Origin of the sequence: Bradyrhizobium sp. LA6.1 (assembly GCF_040547805.1) — a bacterium.
GTDB lineage: Bacteria > Pseudomonadota > Alphaproteobacteria > Rhizobiales > Xanthobacteraceae > Bradyrhizobium > Bradyrhizobium barranii.
In genome coordinates, this window is sequence record NZ_JBEPQK010000014.1 from 172765 (window position 1) to 191241 (window position 18477).

Below are 18477 nucleotides of genomic sequence, written 5' to 3' on the forward strand. Positions count from 1 at the left end.
CAGGGTTTTACCGGGGTGAGGCGCGCGATGCTTCGCAGAGTCACACAACTGCGATAGGAATCAGGGTACCGGTGATTCGTCGCCGGCTCTACAATTTGGATATGATCCTTCCCAGGGATCATGCCCAAGCATCGGGAGTGCGAAACGATGCCGCGTTTGTTCACAGGTCTGGAAATTCCGGCCGAGATCGGCCAGACGCTTTCCAATTTACGGGGCGGCCTTCCAGGCGCCCGCTGGGTCGATCCCGAAAATTATCATGTTACCCTGCGCTTCATCGGCGATATCGACGGCATGTCCGCCAACGAGATCGCATCGATGCTGTTTCGCGTTGATCGCAAGCCCTTCGAGGTGAAGGTGCAGGGGCTCACGAGCTTCGGCGGCCGCAAGCCGCGCGCGGTGGTCGCGACCATCGCGCCGAGCAAGCCGCTGATGGAATTGCAGGCCGAGCTCGAACGCATGATGCAGCGGATCGGCCTCGATCCCGAAGGCCGCAAGTTCACCCCGCATGTCACGCTGGCCCGGCTGCACGACGCGTCCGACCGCGACGTCGCCGACTATCTCTCGCTGCGCGGTTACTTCCCGAGCAAGGCGTTCATGGCCGAACGTTTTGTCTTGTTCTCGTCCCGCGCATCGACCGGCGGCGGCCCCTATGTGGTCGAGGACGCCTACGAGCTGTGTGAGTGAGCTAGCTCGCGTGCCCCAGACGCGGCGCAGCGCCATCAGCGCGTTTACGCGCGTCTCCGACACGCTATGGCGGTGCGCTGCTGAGCCGGGGCCCATTGCTCCACAATCGATGTACGAAATAGTGGGTCCCCGCTCTGCGCGGCAGCGTTGCACGCTGCAGCGCGTCCGGGACGCGGAACGCATACCCCGCCCACCAATTCACGGCTTGCAATTTCCGCGCATCTCTGGCGGTAAAGAGCCATGCTCTCCACCCCCAGTTCCTCATTCCGCGAGGCATACCAGGCCCAGATCGCGTCCGGCGCGATCGAGCCCGATGCTGCGCAGGCCGAAATCGCCGAAGCCTATGCGGCGCTCGACCAGCGGCTCGCGAACTACAAGCCGCAGCGCAAGCAGGGCCTGCTCAGCCGTTTGTTCAGCGGCGACAAGGACGAGGCGCCGCGCGGGCTCTACGTCCATGGCGAGGTCGGCCGCGGCAAGACCATGCTGATGGATCTGTTCTTCCAGCACAGCACCGTCGAGCACAAGCGCCGCGCGCATTTCCACGAGTTCATGGCGGAAGCGCATGAGCGCATCTACGATTATCGCCAGGGCATCTCGCGCGGCGAGATCGCCGATGGCGACGTCATCACGCTGACCGCGAACGCGATCTTCGAGGAAAGCTGGCTGCTTTGCTTCGACGAATTCCACGTCACCGACATCGCGGACGCGATGATCCTCGGCCGCCTGTTCGCAAAGCTGTTCGAGCTCGGCACCGTGGTGGTCGCCACCTCCAACGTCGCACCCGACGATCTCTACAAGGGCGGCCTGAACCGTTCGCTGTTCCTGCCCTTCATCAAGCAGATCACCGACCACATGGACGTGCTGCGGCTCGATGCGCGCACGGATTTCCGCCTGGAAAAGCTTCAGGGCGTGCCAATGTGGCTGACGCCGGCCGACGGCGACGCCGGCGCGGCCCTCGACCGCGCCTGGTCGAAGATGACCGGCGGCGCCAAATGCAAGTCGCGCGATATTTCGTTCAAGGGCCGCATCCTGCACGTGCCGTGCTCGGCCCATGGCGTGGCGCGGTTCGGATTTGCGGATCTCTGCGAAAAACCGCTCGGCGCGTCCGACTACCTCCGCCTCGCGCACGACTATCACACCATCCTGGTCGACCATATTCCAGTGATGGATTTTTCCCAGCGCAACGCCGCCAAGCGTTTCATCACGCTGATCGATACGCTCTATGACAATGCCGTGAAGCTGATGGCCTCGGCCGATGCCAATCCGATCTCGCTCTACCTCGCCCACGAGGGCAACGAGGCCATGGAGTTCAAGCGGACGGCGTCGCGCCTGATCGAGATGAGCTCGGAATCCTATTTGGCGCTGCCTCACGGCCGCAAGGATTCCACCGCCAGCGGCTCCACCAAGGGTCTGGTGGAGACTTAAGTCCTATTTGCCAGCGCTGTCATTCCGGGGCGTCGCAAAGCGACGAGCCCGGAATCCATACTCCCGCTGGTGGTTATGGATTCCCAGATGCGCAATTGCGCATCGTAGCTCGCGACTTTCGTCGCGCCCCGGAATGACAGGGATGCGCTTCAATGTTCGCCAAGCCCGACAATTGGGCATCCACCGACTTGAACGGGGGGAGCGAAAGGGATAACCACCCGTCTCAGTTTTCCCCTCCTTAACGTGTCTAAAGGACAGGTTCACATGGCGCGCGACAAGATTGCTTTGATTGGCTCCGGTCAGATCGGCGGAACGTTGGCTCATCTCATCGGCCTGAAAGAACTGGGCGACGTGGTGATGTTCGACATCGCCGAGGGCGTGCCGCAGGGCAAGGCGCTCGACATCGCCCAGTCCTCGCCGGTCGACGGCTTTGACGCGCACTACACCGGCGCGAATTCGTACGAAGCCCTCGACAACGCCAAAGTCTGCATCGTCACCGCCGGCGTGCCGCGCAAGCCCGGCATGAGCCGCGACGATCTCCTCTCCATCAACCTCAAGGTCATGGAGCAGGTCGGCGCCGGCATCAAGAAATACGCCCCCGACGCCTTCGTCATCTGCATCACCAACCCGCTCGACGCGATGGTGTGGGCGCTGCAGAAGGCTTCGGGCCTGCCGCACAAGAAGGTCGTCGGCATGGCCGGCGTGCTGGATTCCTCGCGCTTCCGCTACTTCCTGGCCGACGAGTTCAACGTCTCGGTCGAGGACGTCACCGCCTTCGTGCTCGGCGGTCATGGCGACACCATGGTGCCGCTGGTGAAGTACTCCACCGTCGCCGGCATTCCGCTGCCCGACCTCGTCAAGATGGGCTGGACCTCGCAGGCGCGCCTCGACGAGATCGTCGACCGCACCCGCAACGGCGGCGCCGAGATCGTCAATCTGCTCAAGACCGGCTCGGCCTTCTACGCGCCTGCTGCTTCCGCGATCGCGATGGCCGAGAGCTATCTGCGGGACAAGAAGCGCGTGCTGGCCAGCGCCGCCTACCTCAACGGCGAATACGGCGTGAAGGACATGTATGTCGGCGTGCCCGTCGTGATCGGCGCCAAGGGTGTCGAGCGCGTCGTCGAGATCGAGCTCACCGGCAAGGACCGCGAGGCGTTCGACAAGTCGGTCGGTGCCGTACAGGGCCTGGTCGATGCCTGCAAGAAGATCGCACCCGATCTTCTCGGCCGCTAAGCGCAAAAATCCCCGCCGAAGACCGAAATCCGGTCTTCGGCGGTTTCACTTCCGGGGGCCGCTTGACTGGGTAGGCGCCCGGTTCGGCAGTCCAGAGATCTCGATGTCAAAGAATCCGGGTTGCAGTTCCTGTGGTATATGGTATGCCAGCCACAAGACTGAGGTGGGCCCTAGAGGTCACCGCCCGCGGGTTCAGGGAGCGACCATATGAATATCCATGAATATCAGGCCAAAGCGCTGCTGAACGAGTTCGGCGTCGCGATCTCAAAGGGCGTCCCCGTCCTGAAGCCCGCGGACGCGGAAGCCGCCGCCAAGGCGCTGCCGGGCCCGGTCTGGGTGGTGAAGAGCCAGATCCACGCTGGTGGCCGCGGCAAGGGCAAGTTCAAGGAAGCCTCGGCCGGCGACAAGGGCGGCGTCCGCATCGCCAAGTCGGCCGCTGAGGTCACCGAATTCGCCAAGCAGATGCTGGGCGCGACCCTCGTGACGATCCAGACCGGCCCCGCTGGCAAGCAGGTCAACCGCCTCTACATCGAGGACGGCTCGGACATCGACAAGGAGTTCTACCTCTCGATCCTGGTCGACCGCGAAACCTCGCGCGTCTCCTTCGTCGTCTCGACCGAAGGCGGCGTCAACATCGAGGACGTCGCGCACAACACCCCTGAGAAGATCGTCACCTTCTCGATCGATCCCGCGACCGGCATCATGGGCCATCACGGCCGCACCGTCGCCAACGCGCTGAAACTCTCCGGTGATCTCGCCAAGCAGGCCGAGAAGCTCACCGCGCAGCTCTACACCGCCTTCGTCGCCAAGGACATGTCGATGCTGGAGATCAACCCGCTGGTCGTGACCAAGCAGGGCCAGCTCCGCGTGCTCGACGCCAAGGTGTCGTTCGACGACAACGCGCTGTTCCGTCATCCCGAGGTGCTCGCGCTGCGCGACGAGACCGAGGAAGACGCCAAGGAAATCGAGGCGTCCAAGTACGACCTCAACTACGTCACCCTCGACGGCAATATCGGCTGCATGGTCAACGGCGCCGGCCTCGCCATGGCGACGATGGACATCATCAAGCTCTACGGCATGGCGCCGGCGAACTTCCTCGACGTCGGCGGCAGCGCCAGCAAGGAGAAGGTCGCAGCCGCCTTTAAGATCATCACCGCCGATCCCAACGTGAAGGGCATTCTGGTCAACATCTTCGGTGGCATCATGAAGTGCGACGTGATCGCCGAAGGCGTCACCGCCGCCGTGCGCGAGGTCGGCCTCAGCGTGCCGCTGGTGGTCCGCCTCGAAGGCACCAATGTCGAGCTCGGCAAGAAGATCATCCGTGAATCCGGCCTGAACGTGGTGCCGGCCGACAATCTCGACGACGCCGCGCAGAAGATCGTGAAGGCCGTCAAGGGAGGCTGAGGCCATGACCCAGGACCATCTCGCCGCATCATCTCCGCTTGCAGAGCACACGCGCCTCGCCGCGTTCGCCGGCGAATGGAATGGCGAAGAGGTGGTCTTCCCGTCTCGCTGGACGGAGGGTGGGCCGGCAACTTCGCATGTCGTCGCGCGCATGGACCTGAACGGATTCTACCTGATCCAAGATGCTGTCCAGATCCGCGACGGCAAGCAGGTCTTCGCCACCCACGGCCTCTTCACCTACGATCGTGAGGACCGGACCTACAAATTGTTCTGGTACGACTCGCTCGGCTATACGCCGCCCTCGCCCGCCTCCGGCGGCTGGGTCGGCAAGACCCTGACGCTGGTGCGCGGCTCGCTCCGCGGCAATGCGCGCCACGTCTACGAAATCATCGACGACAATTCCTACTCGTTGAAGATCCAGTTCTCGCCGGACGCGGAAGGCTGGGCCGACGTGCTCACCGGCATCTACCGCCGCATCCACTGACCTCTCACTCGTTAGTTCGCGAAAGCAGACCTCATGTCCATCCTGATCGACAAGAACACCAAGGTCATCTGCCAGGGCTTCACCGGCAAGAACGGCACCTTCCACTCGGAGGCCGCGCTCGCCTACGGCACCAAGATGGTCGGCGGCACCTCGCCGGGCAAAGGCGGCGCCACGCATCTGGGCCTGCCGGTGTTCGACACGGTGCGCGAGGCGCGTGAGAAGACCGGTGCCGATGCGTCGGTGATCTACGTGCCGCCGCCGGGCGCGGCCGATGCGATCTGCGAAGCCATCGACGCGGAGATCCCGCTGATCGTCTGCATCACCGAAGGCATTCCTGTTATCGACATGGTGCGCGTGAAGCGCTCGCTGGCCGGTTCCAAGTCGCGCCTGATCGGGCCGAACTGCCCGGGCGTCATGACCGCCGGCGAGTGCAAGATCGGCATTATGCCCGCCAACATCTTCAAGACCGGCAGCGTCGGCATCGTCTCCCGCTCCGGCACGCTGACCTATGAAGCCGTGTTCCAGACCTCGCAGGAAGGCCTCGGCCAGACCACCGCGGTCGGCATCGGCGGCGACCCGGTCAAGGGCACCGAGTTCATCGACGTGCTGGAAATGCTGCTCGCCGACCCCAAGACCGAATCGATCATCATGATCGGCGAGATCGGCGGTTCCGCCGAGGAAGACGCCGCCCAGTTCCTCAAGGACGAGGCCAAGCGCGGCCGCAAGAAGCCGATGGTCGGTTTCATTGCCGGTGTCACCGCGCCTCCCGGCCGCCGCATGGGCCATGCCGGCGCGATCATCTCCGGCGGCAAGGGCGACGCCGGTTCCAAGACCGATGCGATGAAATCGGCTGGGATTACAGTGTCTCCGTCTCCCGCCCGCCTCGGCCACACGCTTGCCGAAAAGTTGAAAGGCTAATTCACTTCTTCGTACTTTTCCGGGCGAAGTTTCGTAGCAAATAGGATAAATGGTGCCTGTCGCGCTGGGCCTCTGCCGGGGAGCTCAGCGCCAGCGCCGTTTGTTATGCGCGAACCGAAATCGCCAGGAACTTAAGCATGTCTCGCCAGGACGCGAACGCAGCCTTTGCCCTCTCTTCCTTTTTGCAGGGCACCAACGCCACCTACATCGACGAAATCTACGCCCGCTACGAGAAGGACCCGTCCTCGGTCGACGCCGAGTGGCAGGAGTTCTTCAAGAGCCTCAACGACCAGCCCGGCGATATCAGCAAGAATGCCGAAGGCCCGTCCTGGGAGCGCGCCAACTGGCCGCTGACCCCGCAGGACGACCTCACCTCCGCCCTCGACGGCAACTGGGCCCAGGTCGAGAAGGCGGTCGGTGCCAAGATCGCCGCCAAGGCGCAGGCCCAGGCGGGCAACAAGGGCGCTGATTTCTCGTCCGCCGACCTGCTCCAGGCCACGCGCGACTCGGTCCGCGCGCTGATGCTGATCCGCTCCTACCGCATGCGCGGCCACTTCCACGCCAAGCTCGATCCGCTCGGCATCGAAGCCCCGCGCAACCGCGAAGAGCTCGATCCGCGCACCTACGGCTTCAGCGAAGCCGATTTCGACCGCAAGATCTTCCTCGATCACGTGCTCGGTCTCGAATACGCCACGCTGCGCGAGATCACCGCGATCTGCGAGCGCACCTACTGCCAGACGCTCGGCGTCGAGTTCATGCACATCAGCAACGCCGCGCAGAAGGCGTGGATCCAGGAGCGCATCGAGGGGCCGGACAAGGAAATCTCGTTCACCCGCGAAGGCCGGCGCGCCATCCTGACGAAGCTGGTCGAAGCCGAAGGCTTCGAGAAGTTCTGCGACACCAAGTTCACCGGCACCAAGCGCTTCGGCCTCGACGGCGGTGAATCGCTGATTCCCGCGCTCGAGCAGATCATCAAGCGCGGCGGCAATCTCGGCGTGAAGGAAGTCGTGCTCGGCATGCCGCATCGCGGCCGCCTCAACGTGCTGACCCAGGTGATGGGCAAGGCGCACCGCGCCCTGTTCCATGAATTCAAGGGCGGCTCGGCCAACCCTGATGCTGTCGAAGGCTCCGGCGACGTCAAATATCACCTCGGCGCCTCCTCGGACCGCGAGTTCGACGGCAACCGCATCCATCTGTCGCTGACCGCCAACCCCTCGCATCTCGAGATCGTCGATCCCGTGGTGCTCGGCAAGGTCCGCGCCAAGCAGGACCAGCACGGCGATCCGCCGGACCAGCGCATCTCGGTGATGCCGCTCCTGATGCATGGCGACGCGGCGTTCGCCGGCCAGGGCGTGGTCGCGGAATGCTTCGGCCTGTCTGACCTGAAGGGCTACCGCACCGGCGGCTCCGTGCACTTCATCGTCAACAACCAGATCGGCTTCACCACCTATCCGCGCTACTCGCGCTCGTCGCCCTATCCGTCGGATGTGGCGAAGATGATCGACGCGCCGATCTTCCACGTGAACGGCGACGATCCGGAAGCAGTGGTTTTCGCGGCCAAGGTCGCGACCGAATTCCGGCAGAAATTCCACAAGCCCGTCGTCATCGACATGTTCTGCTACCGCAGGCATGGCCATAACGAAGGCGACGAGCCGGCTTTCACCCAACCGGTGATGTACAAGAGGATCGCGGCCCATCCGTCGACGCTCGAGCTCTACGCCCGCCGCCTGATCAGCGAAGGCGTGATGACCGAGGGCGAGGTCGACAAGGCCAAGGCCGATTGGCGCGCGCGGCTCGACGCCGAGTTCGAGGCCGGCACCTCCTACAAGCCGAACAAGGCCGACTGGCTCGATGGCAAGTGGTCCGGCTTCAAGATCGCCGACCAGGAAGAGGATGCGCGCCGCGGCGTCACCGGCGTCGACACCGCCGAGCTGAAGGAAATCGGCCGCAAGATCACCAAGGTGCCGGATGGCTTCCGCGTCCACCGCACCATCCAGCGCTTCCTCGACAATCGCGCCAAGGCAATCGACACCGGCGCCGGCATCGATTGGGCGACCGGTGAAGCACTGGCGTTCTGCACGCTGCTCAACGAGAACCACCATGTCCGCCTGTCGGGCCAGGATTCCGAGCGTGGCACCTTCTCGCAGCGCCATTCGGTCCTGATCGACCAGGAAGACGAGAGCCGCTACACGCCGTTCAACCATCTCGGCCACGAGCAGGGCCATTACGAGGTCATCAACTCGCTGCTGTCGGAAGAAGCCGTGCTCGGCTTCGAATACGGCTACTCGCTCGCCGAGCCGAACACGCTGACCCTGTGGGAAGCCCAGTTCGGCGACTTCGCCAACGGTGCGCAGGTCGTGTTCGACCAGTTCATCTCCTCGGGCGAACGCAAATGGCTGCGCATGTCCGGCCTCGTCTGCCTCTTGCCGCACGGCTATGAGGGCCAGGGACCGGAGCACTCCTCGGCGCGTCTGGAGCGTTATCTGCAGATGTGCGCCGAAGACAACATGCAGGTGGTCTACCCGACCACGCCGGCGAACTACTTCCACGTGCTGCGTCGCCAGCTTCATCGCGAGATCCGCAAGCCGCTGATCCTGATGACGCCGAAGTCGCTGCTGCGCCACAAGCGGGCGGTGTCGCGCCTCGAGGAGCTCGCGAAGGGAACGACCTTCCACCGCATCCTCTATGATGACGCCCAGATGCTGCCGAACGAGGCGATCAAGCTCGTCCCCGACGAGAAGGTCCGCCGCATCGTGCTCTGCTCCGGCAAGGTCTATTACGACCTCTACGAGGAGCGCGAGAAGCGCGGCATCGACGACATCTACCTGATGCGCGTCGAGCAGCTTTATCCGGTGCCGCTGAAGGCGCTGGTGGCCGAGCTGTCGCGCTTCAAGAAGGCTGAAGTGGTGTGGTGCCAGGAAGAGCCCCGCAACATGGGCGCCTGGCACTTCATCGAGCCCTATCTGGAATGGGTGCTGAACCAGGTGCACGGTGTGAGCCGGCGTCCGCGTTATGTCGGCCGCGCCGCTTCCGCCGCGACCGCCACTGGTCTGATGTCCAAGCATCAGGCGCAGTTGAAGGCGTTGCTGGACGAAGCACTGAGCTGATCTTTCTGAACTGCGTCATGCCCCGCCTCGTGCGCAATCGCGCACTGGAGCGGGGCACCAGTACGCCGCGGCGTCCGTGCAGAATACGAACGTCCGGCTTGCTGGATGGCTTGCCTTTCGCGGGCCGATGACGACCGAATTTTTGACCGCACCGGCGATCCCTTAAGGAAAAGACCATGACTGAAATTCGTGTGCCGACGCTCGGCGAATCCGTCACCGAGGCCACCATCGGCCGCTGGTTCAAGAAGGCCGGCGATCCCGTCGCCGTCGACGAGCCCTTGGTGGAGCTCGAGACCGACAAGGTCACCATCGAAGTCCCGGCGCCCTCCGCCGGCACGCTGAGCGAGATCGTCGCTGCCGATGGCGCAACCGTTGCGGTCGGTGCGCTGCTCGGCCAGATCACCGACGGTGCCGGCGCTGCGAAGCCCGCCGCTGCTCCCGCGAAGCCCGCCGCCGCTGCTGCTCCGGCCGCCGTGGCTGCTGCTCCTGCGCCGGCTCCGGCCGCGAAAGCGCCGCCGGCCGACGCCCCGCTCGCCCCGTCCGTGCGAAAGCTCTCGGCCGAGACCGGCATCGACGCTTCGACCGTTCCGGGCTCCGGCAAGGACGGCCGCGTCACCAAGGGCGACATGCTCGCCGCGATCGAGCGTGCGGCCTCCGCGCCGACCCCGGTCAACCAGCCCGCCGCCGCCGTCCAGGTCCGCGCGCCGTCGCCCGCCGATGACGCCGCCCGCGAAGAGCGCGTCAAGATGACCCGTCTGCGCCAGACCATCGCGCGCCGCCTCAAGGACGTGCAGAACACCGCGGCCATGCTGACGACCTTCAACGAGGTCGACATGACCAACGTGATGGCGCTACGCGCCCACTACAAGGATGCGTTCGAGAAGAAGCACGGCTCGAAGCTCGGCTTCATGGGCTTCTTCACCAAGGCCGTCGTGCAGGCGCTGAAGGACATCCCGGCGGTCAACGCCGAGATCGACGGCACCGATCTGATCTACAAGAACTACTACCACATCGGCGTCGCCGTCGGCACCGACAAGGGTCTGGTCGTGCCGGTCGTGCGCGACTGCGACAACAAGTCGATCGCCGACATCGAGAAGGGCATCGCCGATTTCGGTCGCCGCGCCCGTGACGGCCAGCTCAAGATCGACGAGATGCAGGGCGGCACCTTCACCATCACCAATGGCGGCATCTACGGCTCGTTGATGTCGACCCCGATCCTGAACGCGCCGCAGTCCGGCATCCTCGGCATGCACAAGATCCAGGAGCGGCCGATGGTCGTCGCCGGCAAGATCGAGGTCCGCCCGATGATGTACCTGGCACTGTCCTACGATCACCGCGTCATCGACGGCAAGGAAGCCGTCACCTTCCTGGTCCGCGTCAAGGAGAGCCTGGAAGATCCGGCGCGCCTGGTGCTCGATCTCTGATCCCTGAAGCTCTGCGAGCGCCGTCGCCTTAATCGTGCGACGGCGCGGGTCGAACCATGGAGGCGCGCGTGACGGATAAAGTCGTTGTCATCACCGGCGGCAGCCGCGGCATCGGGCGGGCGACCGCGATTGCGGCGGCCGCGCGCGGCTTCCGTGTCGTCGTCGGCTACGCCAGCAACAAAACGGCTGCTGACGAGGTGGTCGCCCAGATCGCGGCCAGCAACGGCAAGGCCATCGCGGTGAAATGCGATGTCGCCGAGGAAAGCGACATCATCGAGCTGTTCAAGGCTGCCGACAAGTTCGGCACGCTCGGTGCACTCGTCAACAATGGCGGCATCGTCGGCCAGAGCGGCGTGCGCGTCGACGAGATGTCGGCGGAGCGCATCCGGCGCGTGATGGCCGTCAACGTCACCGGCTCCATCCTCTGCGCGCGCGAAGCGGTGAAGCGGATGTCGACCAAGCACGGCGGCCAGGGCGGCGTCATCGTCAATCTGTCATCGGTCGCTGCCAGACTTGGTGCGCCGAATACCTATGTCGACTATGCCGCGTCCAAGGGCGCGATCGATTCCTTCACCGTCGGTCTCGGCTATGAGGTCGCAGGCGAAGGCATTCGTGTCGCGGGCATCCGCCCCGGCCTGATCGACACCGAAATCCACGCCGCCGGCGGCGAGCCCGATCGCGCCCATCGTCTGGCCCATATGGTGCCGATGAAGCGCGTCGGTACCGCCGACGAAATCGCCAACGCCATCGTCTGGCTGATGTCGGACGAAGCCTCCTACGTCACCTCGGCCATTCTCGATGTGTCCGGCGGACGCTGACACATCCTCATCACGCTAAACTTACGGGACTTTCTCTCATGGCTACCTACGATCTCGTCGTCATCGGCACCGGACCTGGCGGTTATGTCTGCGCGGTGCGCGCGGCCCAGCTCGGCATGAAAGTCGCCGTGGTCGAAAAGGACGCCACGCTCGGCGGCACCTGCCTGAACGTCGGCTGCATGCCGTCGAAGGCGCTGCTGCACGCGTCCGAAATGTTCGAGGAAGCCGCGCACTCCTTCGCCAAGATGGGCGTTTCCGTTTCCGCGCCGAAGCTCGAGCTTCCGGCGATGATGAACTTCAAGCAGCAGGGCATCGACGGCAACGTCAAGGGTGTCGAGTTCCTGATGAAGAAGAACAAGATCGACGTGCTCAAGGGCACCGGCAAGATCCTGGGCACCGGCAAGGTGGAAGTGTCCGCCGACGGCAAGTCGCAAGTGGTCGAGACCAAGAACATCGTCATCGCGACCGGCTCCGACATCGCGCGCCTCAAGGGCATCGAGATCGACGAGAAGCGCATCGTGTCGTCCACCGGCGCGCTGTCGCTGGACAAGGTCCCCGGCAAGCTCTTGATCGTCGGCGCCGGCGTGATCGGCCTCGAACTCGGCTCGGTGTGGAAGCGGCTCGGCGCTGAAGTCGTCGTCGTCGAATTCCTCGATCGCATCCTGCCCGGCATGGATGGCGAGATCGCCAAGCAATTCCAGCGCATCCTGGAGAAGCAGGGCTTTGCATTCAAGCTCGGCGCCAAGGTCACCGCCGTCGACACCTCCGGCAAGTCGCTGAAGGCGACCATCGAGCCTGCGGCCGGCGGCGCTGCCGAGACGCTGGAAGCCGACGTCGTTCTCGTCTGCATCGGTCGCGTGCCGTACACGGATGGGCTCGGCCTGAAGGAAGCCGGCGTGGCGCTGGACAATCGCGGCCGCGTGCAGATCGATCCGCATTTCGCGACCAGCGTGAAGGGCGTCTATGCCATCGGCGACGTCGTCGCGGGCCCGATGCTCGCGCACAAGGCCGAGGATGAAGGCGTAGCCGTTGCGGAGATCATCGCAGGGCAGGCCGGCCACGTGAACTACGACGTTATCCCAGGCGTCGTGTATACCACGCCAGAAGTGTCCTCCGTCGGCAAGACCGAGGAGGAGCTGAAGCAGGCGGGTCAAGCGTATACCGTTGGGAAGTTTCCCTTTACCGCCAACGGCCGCTCCAAGGTCAACCAGACCACCGACGGCTTCGTGAAGATTCTCGCAGATGCGAAGACCGATCGCGTGCTCGGCGTGCACATTATCGGCCGTGAAGCCGGCGAAATGATCCATGAGGCCTGCGTTCTCATGGAGTTTGGCGGCAGCGCGGAAGATCTTGCGCGCACCTGCCACGCGCATCCGACCCGTTCAGAGGCCATCAAGGAAGCCGCGCTTGCGGTGGGCAAGCGGGCCATCCATATGTAGGCGACGCGCCTAGCGTCGAATCGGGCGGGAAACACATGCTGCGCCGCCTACTTCAACCGGTCTGGGTCCTGCTGGCGATCATCTTCCTGATCGAAGCCTGGCTGTGGGACCATCTCGAGCCGATCGTCGCGCGGGTTGTCGCAGCCATCCCGCTCGCACGCTTCAAGCAATGGCTGACGGAGCGCGTCGATGCGCTGCCGCCGGCCATGACACTGATCGTGTTCGCGGTGCCGATCATCCCGCTGTTTCCGCTCAAGCTGATGGGCCTGTATCTGCTCACGCATGAATACTGGCTGAGCGGCGTATCCACGTTTCTGTTCGCAAAGCTGCTCGGCGTCGGCGTCACCGCCTTCGTGTTCGACGTGACGCGCGACAAGCTGATGGAGATGCACTGGTTCGAGCGGCTCTACGATCTCGTGATGAAGCTGCGCGCCAAGGCCGCCGAGCTGGTCGACCCGATCAAGCAGCGCATCCGCGAGCTGATCGCCGGCAACGGCGAAGGCTGGTCCGCCCGTACGCTCCGCCTGATCCAGCGCTTTCGCAAGAGCGTGCACCAGGCGCGCTAGCTGCTCGCGACATACACACTGTCATCGTCACATACTCGGTGTCATAGCCCGCGAAGGCGGGCAATCCAGTATTCCAGCGACGGTAAGGCTAGAACCGAGAAGCTGCGGCGTACTGGATGCCCCGCTTTCGCGGGGCATGACACCCAAGATGTGACGGCTGCGCGCGCCTCAACGCCGCTAATGCAAATGCACCAGATGCGGCCACCACAGGCCGAGCGCGGTCATGAGGAGGCCGGCCAGGGTCAGGACGCCGGCGACATAAGCGAGCGCGATCATGCCGGTGATGATGGTGGCCGAGGCCAGAACGATGCCGATCTGGAAGGCGGCGGAGGCCAGCTCGAAGTGATGATATTTCGCGGTCGCCTCGTCGCGCTCGTGCTCGGCGTGCTTGGCCTTCTCGGCGAGCTGCTCGGTGCCTTCGCCGGTCTCGGGCTCTGAGCGATAGCGCTGCGCGGTCTTGGTCCAGTCGTCGACCTGCTTCTGCACCGCCGGCTTCTGAGCCTCGTCGGCGGCGGCGAGCGTGAGCTTGCCCTGCTCGGATGCGGTCAGCACCACGGTGCGGCGGATGGTCTTGGCCTGGAAGAACGCCCAGAGATTGGCGGACTCGACGTTCTTGCTGATCGATTCAGTCTGGGCGCCCTTGCCGAGCGTCTCGGAGATCGCCAGGAACAGCGCCAGCACGGCGATCAGAAGAGCGATCTTCTTGTTCGATCCGGACGCGTGCTCGGCGTGTTCGGCATGCTCCATGCTTTCGTGTGCGCTCATGATTCCCTCCAGTCGCGGTTCCCCACGATTGACCGAACCGCGGGCGCCGCGCAAGAGGCACGCGCGCTATGACAGCTTCATGTCAGGTTCATCGCCGCGGATGGGCGCTCGCATAGACTTCGAGCAGCCGCTCCGAATCGATGCCGGTGTAGATCTGCGTGGTCGAGAGCGAGGAGTGACCCAACAGCTCCTGGATCGCGCGCAGGTCGCCGCCACGCGACAGCAGATGCGTCGCGAAGGAATGCCGGAGCGCGTGAGGCGTCGCGCTGTCGGGCAGGCCGAGCGCGCCGCGCAGCCGCTCCATCGCGAGCTGGATGATGCGCGGGCTCAAGGGCCCGCCGCGCGCGCCGAGGAAGATCGGGCCTTCCGCCGGCAGCGGATAGGGGCACATCGCAACGTATTCCTGCACGAGCGCGAGCACGTTCTGCAGCACCGGCACCATGCGGGTCTTGTTGCCTTTGCCTGTCACGATCAGCACGTCGCCTTCGCCGGGACGCGGCACCTCGCGGCGCTTCAACCCCAGCGCTTCGGAGATGCGCAGGCCCGAGCCATACAAGAGCGCCATCACCGCGGCGTCGCGGGCCAGAACCCACGTCTCGCGTTCCTCGCCGGCGCGCTCGTCGGCATCGGCGAGACGTTTTGCGGATGCCATCGGCAGCGGCTTCGGCAAAGTCTTGGCCACCTTGGGCGCGCGGATAGCCGAGAGTGCGCCGACCTTGCCCTTGCCTTCGCGTTCGAGGAAACGGCCGAACGAGCGCAAGCCCGCCAGCGCGCGCATCAGCGAGCGGCCGGCAATGTCGTCGGCGCGGCGCATCGCCATGAAGGCGCGGATGTCGGTGGCTTCCAGCGCGGCAAAGCGCGCCAGCGTCACGCGCTCGCCCCAATGGGCGCAAAGGAAATCCAGGCATTGCCGCAGGTCGCGGCCATAGGCCTCCAGCGTCTTCGGCGACAGCCGCCGCTCGGCGCCAAGATGCGACAGCCAGCGCGTCATCTCCTGCGCGATCGAGGGATCGGCGCTGGCGAGCTCGATTGGGGGGGCGGCCGCTTTGCTCATGCGCTCTGGACGTAATGATTCCACTCAGTATATCGCATCACACCCGTTTACTGTTCGCTAAGGCCGCCCCTGGGCGCTAGCCTCAAGGCCCCAAGGTTCCGATTCTCCCTCCAAAGATCTTTGATGGATCATTCGTCGCGCAGCACGACCACCCCCGCCAACGCGACCCGCATGGTCGACGTGCTGGTGCCGGTCGCGCTCGACCAGACCTATTCCTACAAGGTGCCGCGGGGGATGGAGCTGAAGGCGGGCGATCTCGTCGGCGTGCCGCTCGGCCCGCGCGAGGTGCTGGCCGTGGTCTGGGCGGAGAACGCCAATCCCGACCCGCGCCTGCACAACCGGCTCAAGGAGGTCAGCGAAAAGCTCGATCTTCCTCCGCTGAAGCCTGAGCTGCGCTCGGTCGTCGACTGGGTCGCCAATTACACGCTGAGCCCGCGCGGCATGGTGCTGCGGATGTGCCTGCGCATGGGCGAGAATCTCGGCCCGGAGCGGGTGCGCGCCGGTGTGCGCCTGGTCGGCGATCCGCCGCGACGGCTGACGCCGGCGCGGCAGCGCGTGATCGAGCTGCTGTCGGATCGCCTGCTGCACGGCAAGTCCGAGGCCGCCAAGGAAGCAGGGGTCTCGGCCGGCGTGATCGACGGCCTCGTCGACGAAGGCACGCTCACGGTCGAGCCGATGCCGCCGCCTCCGCCGCCGCCGGCACCCGATCCGGATTTTGGCCAGCCGGATTTTTCACCGCTCCAGCGCGCCGGGGTGGATGCAATGCGCGCGCTCGCCGCCAACGGCACCTTTCACGTTGCGCTGCTCGACGGCGTCACCGGCTCCGGCAAAACCGAGGTCTATTTCGAGGCGATTGCAGAGACCATCCGCCGCGGCAAGCAGACTCTGATCCTGATGCCGGAGATCGCGCTGACCGGCCAGTTCCTCGACCGCTTCGCGCAGCGCTTTGGCGTGCGTCCGATCGAATGGCACTCCGAGCTGACGCCGCGCACCCGCGCACGCAACTGGGCCGCGATCTCCGATGGCAGTGCGCCGGTCGTGGTCGGCGCGCGCTCGGCGCTGTTTCTGCCGTACGCCAATCTCGGCCTCATCGTGGTCGATGAAGAGCACGACCAGGCCTACAAGCAGGACGAGGGCGTGCATTATCACGCCCGCGACATGGCGGTGGTCCGCGCGCATATCGCCAAGATCCCGATCGTGCTGGCCTCCGCCACGCCGTCGGTCGAATCCGAGGTCAATGCGCGCAAGAGCCGCTATCAGCGCATCGCGCTGCCCTCGCGCTTCGGCGGCCAGCACATGCCGCATATCGAGGCGATCGACATGCGCCGCGAGCCGCCCGCGCGCGGCCGCTATATCTCGCCGCGGCTGGCTTCCGAGATCAGAAAAGCGGTCGAAAAGCGCGAGCAGGCGCTGCTGTTCCTCAATCGCCGCGGCTATGCGCCGCTGACCTTGTGCCGTGCCTGCGGCCATCGCTTCGCCTGCACCATCTGCGATGCCTGGCTGGTCGATCACCGCTTTCGCCAGCGGCTGGTCTGCCACCATTGCGGCTTCTCGATGCCGCGCCCGCAGACCTGCCCGCATTGCGCGGCGGAGGAATCGCTGGTCGCGGTCGGACCGGGCGTCGAACGCTTGCAGGAAGAGGCGGCCGCGCTGTTCCCCGACGCGCGCACCATGGTGCTGTCGAGCGATCTCATCACCTCGATCGAGACAATGCGCTCCGAGCTTACCGAGATCGCGGAGGGCCGCGTCGACATCATCATCGGCACGCAGCTCGTCGCCAAGGGCCACAACTTTCCACGGCTCAATCTCGTCGGCGTGGTCGACGCGGATCTGGGCCTGTCCAACGGCGATCCGCGCGCGTCGGAACGCACCTGGCAGCTGCTCAACCAGGTGATCGGCCGTGCCGGGCGCGAGCAGGGCCGCGGCGTCGGCTATCTCCAGACCCACCAGCCCGATCATCCCGTGATGAAGGCGCTGATCGCCTGCGACCGCGAGGCCTTCTACGACAGCGAGATCGATCTGCGCGAGCGCACGCTCTATCCGCCGTTCGGCCGGCTCGCGAGCCTGATCATTTCGGCCGGCGACCGCCCGAGCGCCGAAGGTTTGGGTCGCCGCCTCGTTGCGCTCGCACCGCGCGACGAGCGCGTCGTGGTGCTGGGACCGGCGGAGGCCCCGCTCGCCGTGATCAAGGGTCGCTACCGTTTCCGCATCCTGGTGAAATCGGCGCGTGGTTTCGATCTGTCGGACTATTTGCGCAACTGGCTGGCGGTGTGTCCGAAGCCGAAGGGCAACCAAAAGCTCGAGGTCGACGTCGACCCGCAGAGCTTTTTGTAAGGCTGCGATCCATCCCCGTCATTGCGAGCGCAGCGAAGCAATCCAGAATCCCTCCGCGGAGGCAGTCTGGATTGCTTCGTCGCTGCGCTCCTCGCAATGACGAAAGAATCAAAAAGCCCGCCGTCCCCCAAGACGGCGGGCTTGTTTCGCCCGAACTGGTCTCGCCGCTCACACGTCCGCGGACGATGGCGAGATTTGCGCTTTGTCGGTGAGGCGCTGGTGGCGCCTTAGGAGACGACTTCCGCGGTGACGCGGCCGACGCCGGCGCCGGTGAGGCCGATGGCGCGGGCAGCGCCCGTGGAGAGGTCGAGGACGCGGCCGCGAATGAACGGGCCACGGTCATTGATGGTGACGATGACGCTCGAACCGCCATGGGTGACGCGCAGCTTGGTGCCGAACGGCAGCGAACGGTGCGCTGCGGTCATGGCGTTCTGGTTGAAGCGCTGGCCCGATGCAGTCCGGCTGCCGGATTCGTTGCCATAATAGGAGGCCATGCCGGAGAAGCTGCGGCCCGTGCCCGACGACGGCGTCATCGACGCGTTGGCGTTGCGCCAATCGGAGGTCGTGTTGGCATCGCTCTGGGCGTGGTGGCGGTGATGATGGTGAGAGTACCGGTGGTGATGCCGGGATTTGGCAGAAGCTTCGGTGGCGGTTCCACCGACGAGGAGAGTGGCGGCAACGAAAGCGATCGCCGTGCGCGGCCGGGGCACGGAGCCCAGCGTCTTCAAAGACAGCATTTAGTGGTCCCTAATCTAGTATTGCCACATATGTGGCAAGTGGAGCCCCCGTAAGTCTGTGAGCGGGATCGCGTTTCGATTCCTA

General features: G+C 64.9%; 15 protein-coding genes. 12 read left to right on the forward strand and 3 right to left on the reverse strand.

The window, feature by feature from the left end:
• Positions 1–147 precede the first annotated feature (147 nt).
• The 11 genes from thpR to ABIB99_RS29915 all read left to right on the forward strand — a co-directional run bounded on the left by thpR (position 148) and on the right by ABIB99_RS29915 (position 13502).
• On the forward strand, positions 148–684 hold the full coding sequence (gene thpR / locus ABIB99_RS29865) for an RNA 2',3'-cyclic phosphodiesterase (RefSeq protein ID WP_028150485.1): 537 nt from the start codon (positions 148–150) through the stop codon (positions 682–684).
• Between the two features lie 240 nt (positions 685–924).
• Positions 925–2109, forward strand: coding sequence for a cell division protein ZapE (gene zapE / locus ABIB99_RS29870; RefSeq protein ID WP_166053392.1), 1185 nt, complete (start codon positions 925–927; stop codon positions 2107–2109).
• A 264-nt stretch (positions 2110–2373) separates the two neighbouring features.
• The gene (gene mdh, locus ABIB99_RS29875; RefSeq protein ID WP_063980412.1) at positions 2374–3342 is read left to right on the forward strand and encodes a malate dehydrogenase; all 969 of its coding nucleotides are present in this window, start codon (positions 2374–2376) and stop codon (positions 3340–3342) included.
• 207 nt (positions 3343–3549) lie between these two features.
• Entirely contained in the window at positions 3550–4746 is a 1197-nt protein-coding gene (sucC, locus tag ABIB99_RS29880; protein ID WP_085398660.1) for an ADP-forming succinate--CoA ligase subunit beta, read from the forward strand.
• 4 nt (positions 4747–4750) lie between these two features.
• Positions 4751–5230, forward strand: a complete 480-nt coding sequence (locus ABIB99_RS29885) for a DUF1579 family protein (RefSeq protein WP_063980414.1) — start codon at positions 4751–4753, stop codon at positions 5228–5230.
• 33 nt (positions 5231–5263) lie between these two features.
• Positions 5264–6148 carry a succinate--CoA ligase subunit alpha gene (sucD, locus tag ABIB99_RS29890; RefSeq protein ID WP_025575976.1) on the forward strand — a complete coding sequence of 295 codons (885 nt, stop codon included), beginning with the start codon at positions 5264–5266 and terminating at the stop codon, positions 6146–6148.
• Positions 6149–6285: 137 nt separating this feature from the next.
• On the forward strand, positions 6286–9255 hold the full coding sequence (locus ABIB99_RS29895; RefSeq protein WP_354178934.1) for a 2-oxoglutarate dehydrogenase E1 component: 2970 nt from the start codon (positions 6286–6288) through the stop codon (positions 9253–9255).
• Positions 9256–9431: 176 nt separating this feature from the next.
• Complete coding sequence (gene odhB, locus ABIB99_RS29900; RefSeq protein WP_028150479.1) at positions 9432–10679, forward strand: 2-oxoglutarate dehydrogenase complex dihydrolipoyllysine-residue succinyltransferase; 1248 nt, start codon at positions 9432–9434, stop codon at positions 10677–10679.
• Positions 10680–10735: 56 nt separating this feature from the next.
• Positions 10736–11497 carry an SDR family oxidoreductase gene (locus ABIB99_RS29905; RefSeq protein ID WP_094183824.1) on the forward strand — a complete coding sequence of 254 codons (762 nt, stop codon included), beginning with the start codon at positions 10736–10738 and terminating at the stop codon, positions 11495–11497.
• A gap of 38 nt (positions 11498–11535) precedes the next feature.
• Positions 11536–12936: a dihydrolipoyl dehydrogenase gene (gene lpdA, locus ABIB99_RS29910; RefSeq protein ID WP_063980416.1), complete on the forward strand. Its 1401-nt coding sequence runs from the start codon at positions 11536–11538 to the stop codon at positions 12934–12936.
• Positions 12937–12971: 35 nt separating this feature from the next.
• A complete protein-coding gene (locus ABIB99_RS29915; RefSeq protein ID WP_063980417.1) occupies positions 12972–13502 on the forward strand; it encodes a hypothetical protein in 531 nt (176 codons plus the stop codon).
• Positions 13503–13679: 177 nt separating this feature from the next.
• On the opposite strand, the gene ABIB99_RS29920 is transcribed toward ABIB99_RS29915, so the two are convergent.
• Positions 13680–14267 (reverse strand): DUF4337 domain-containing protein, encoded by a 588-nt coding sequence (locus tag ABIB99_RS29920; RefSeq protein ID WP_063980418.1) that lies wholly within the window; start codon positions 14265–14267, stop codon positions 13680–13682.
• Between the two features lie 88 nt (positions 14268–14355).
• On the reverse strand, positions 14356–15321 hold the full coding sequence (locus ABIB99_RS29925; protein WP_063980419.1) for a tyrosine recombinase XerC: 966 nt from the start codon (positions 15319–15321) through the stop codon (positions 14356–14358).
• A 123-nt stretch (positions 15322–15444) separates the two neighbouring features.
• Here ABIB99_RS29925 and ABIB99_RS29930 point away from each other — a divergent pair, with 123 nt between their 5' ends.
• Complete coding sequence (locus ABIB99_RS29930) at positions 15445–17655, forward strand: primosomal protein N' (RefSeq protein ID WP_063980420.1); 2211 nt, start codon at positions 15445–15447, stop codon at positions 17653–17655.
• Between the two features lie 227 nt (positions 17656–17882).
• Here the strand turns inward: ABIB99_RS29930 and ABIB99_RS29935 are convergent, their stop codons facing one another.
• Entirely contained in the window at positions 17883–18392 is a 510-nt protein-coding gene (locus ABIB99_RS29935) for a septal ring lytic transglycosylase RlpA family protein (protein ID WP_028150468.1), read from the reverse strand.
• Positions 18393–18477 lie beyond the last annotated feature (85 nt).

Bases quoted from the DNA above. Each gene is read 5' to 3' on its own strand.
- ABIB99_RS29915 (WP_063980417.1), top strand. From the start codon at position 12,972: ATGCTGCGCCGCCTACTTCAACCGGTCTGGGTCCTGCTGGCGATCATC.
- odhB (WP_028150479.1), top strand. From the start codon at position 9,432: ATGACTGAAATTCGTGTGCCGACGCTCGGCGAATCCGTCACCGAGGCC.
- ABIB99_RS29920 (WP_063980418.1), bottom strand. From the start codon at position 14,267: ATGAGCGCACACGAAAGCATGGAGCATGCCGAACACGCCGAGCACGCG.
- sucC (WP_085398660.1), top strand. From the start codon at position 3,550: ATGAATATCCATGAATATCAGGCCAAAGCGCTGCTGAACGAGTTCGGC.
- ABIB99_RS29935 (WP_028150468.1), bottom strand. From the start codon at position 18,392: ATGCTGTCTTTGAAGACGCTGGGCTCCGTGCCCCGGCCGCGCACGGCG.
- ABIB99_RS29905 (WP_094183824.1), top strand. From the start codon at position 10,736: ATGGAGGCGCGCGTGACGGATAAAGTCGTTGTCATCACCGGCGGCAGC.
- sucD (WP_025575976.1), top strand. From the start codon at position 5,264: ATGTCCATCCTGATCGACAAGAACACCAAGGTCATCTGCCAGGGCTTC.
- thpR (WP_028150485.1), top strand. From the start codon at position 148: ATGCCGCGTTTGTTCACAGGTCTGGAAATTCCGGCCGAGATCGGCCAG.
- mdh (WP_063980412.1), top strand. From the start codon at position 2,374: ATGGCGCGCGACAAGATTGCTTTGATTGGCTCCGGTCAGATCGGCGGA.
- zapE (WP_166053392.1), top strand. From the start codon at position 925: ATGCTCTCCACCCCCAGTTCCTCATTCCGCGAGGCATACCAGGCCCAG.
- ABIB99_RS29885 (WP_063980414.1), top strand. From the start codon at position 4,751: ATGACCCAGGACCATCTCGCCGCATCATCTCCGCTTGCAGAGCACACG.
- ABIB99_RS29895 (WP_354178934.1), top strand. From the start codon at position 6,286: ATGTCTCGCCAGGACGCGAACGCAGCCTTTGCCCTCTCTTCCTTTTTG.
- ABIB99_RS29930 (WP_063980420.1), top strand. From the start codon at position 15,445: ATGGATCATTCGTCGCGCAGCACGACCACCCCCGCCAACGCGACCCGC.
- ABIB99_RS29925 (WP_063980419.1), bottom strand. From the start codon at position 15,321: ATGAGCAAAGCGGCCGCCCCCCCAATCGAGCTCGCCAGCGCCGATCCC.
- lpdA (WP_063980416.1), top strand. From the start codon at position 11,536: ATGGCTACCTACGATCTCGTCGTCATCGGCACCGGACCTGGCGGTTAT.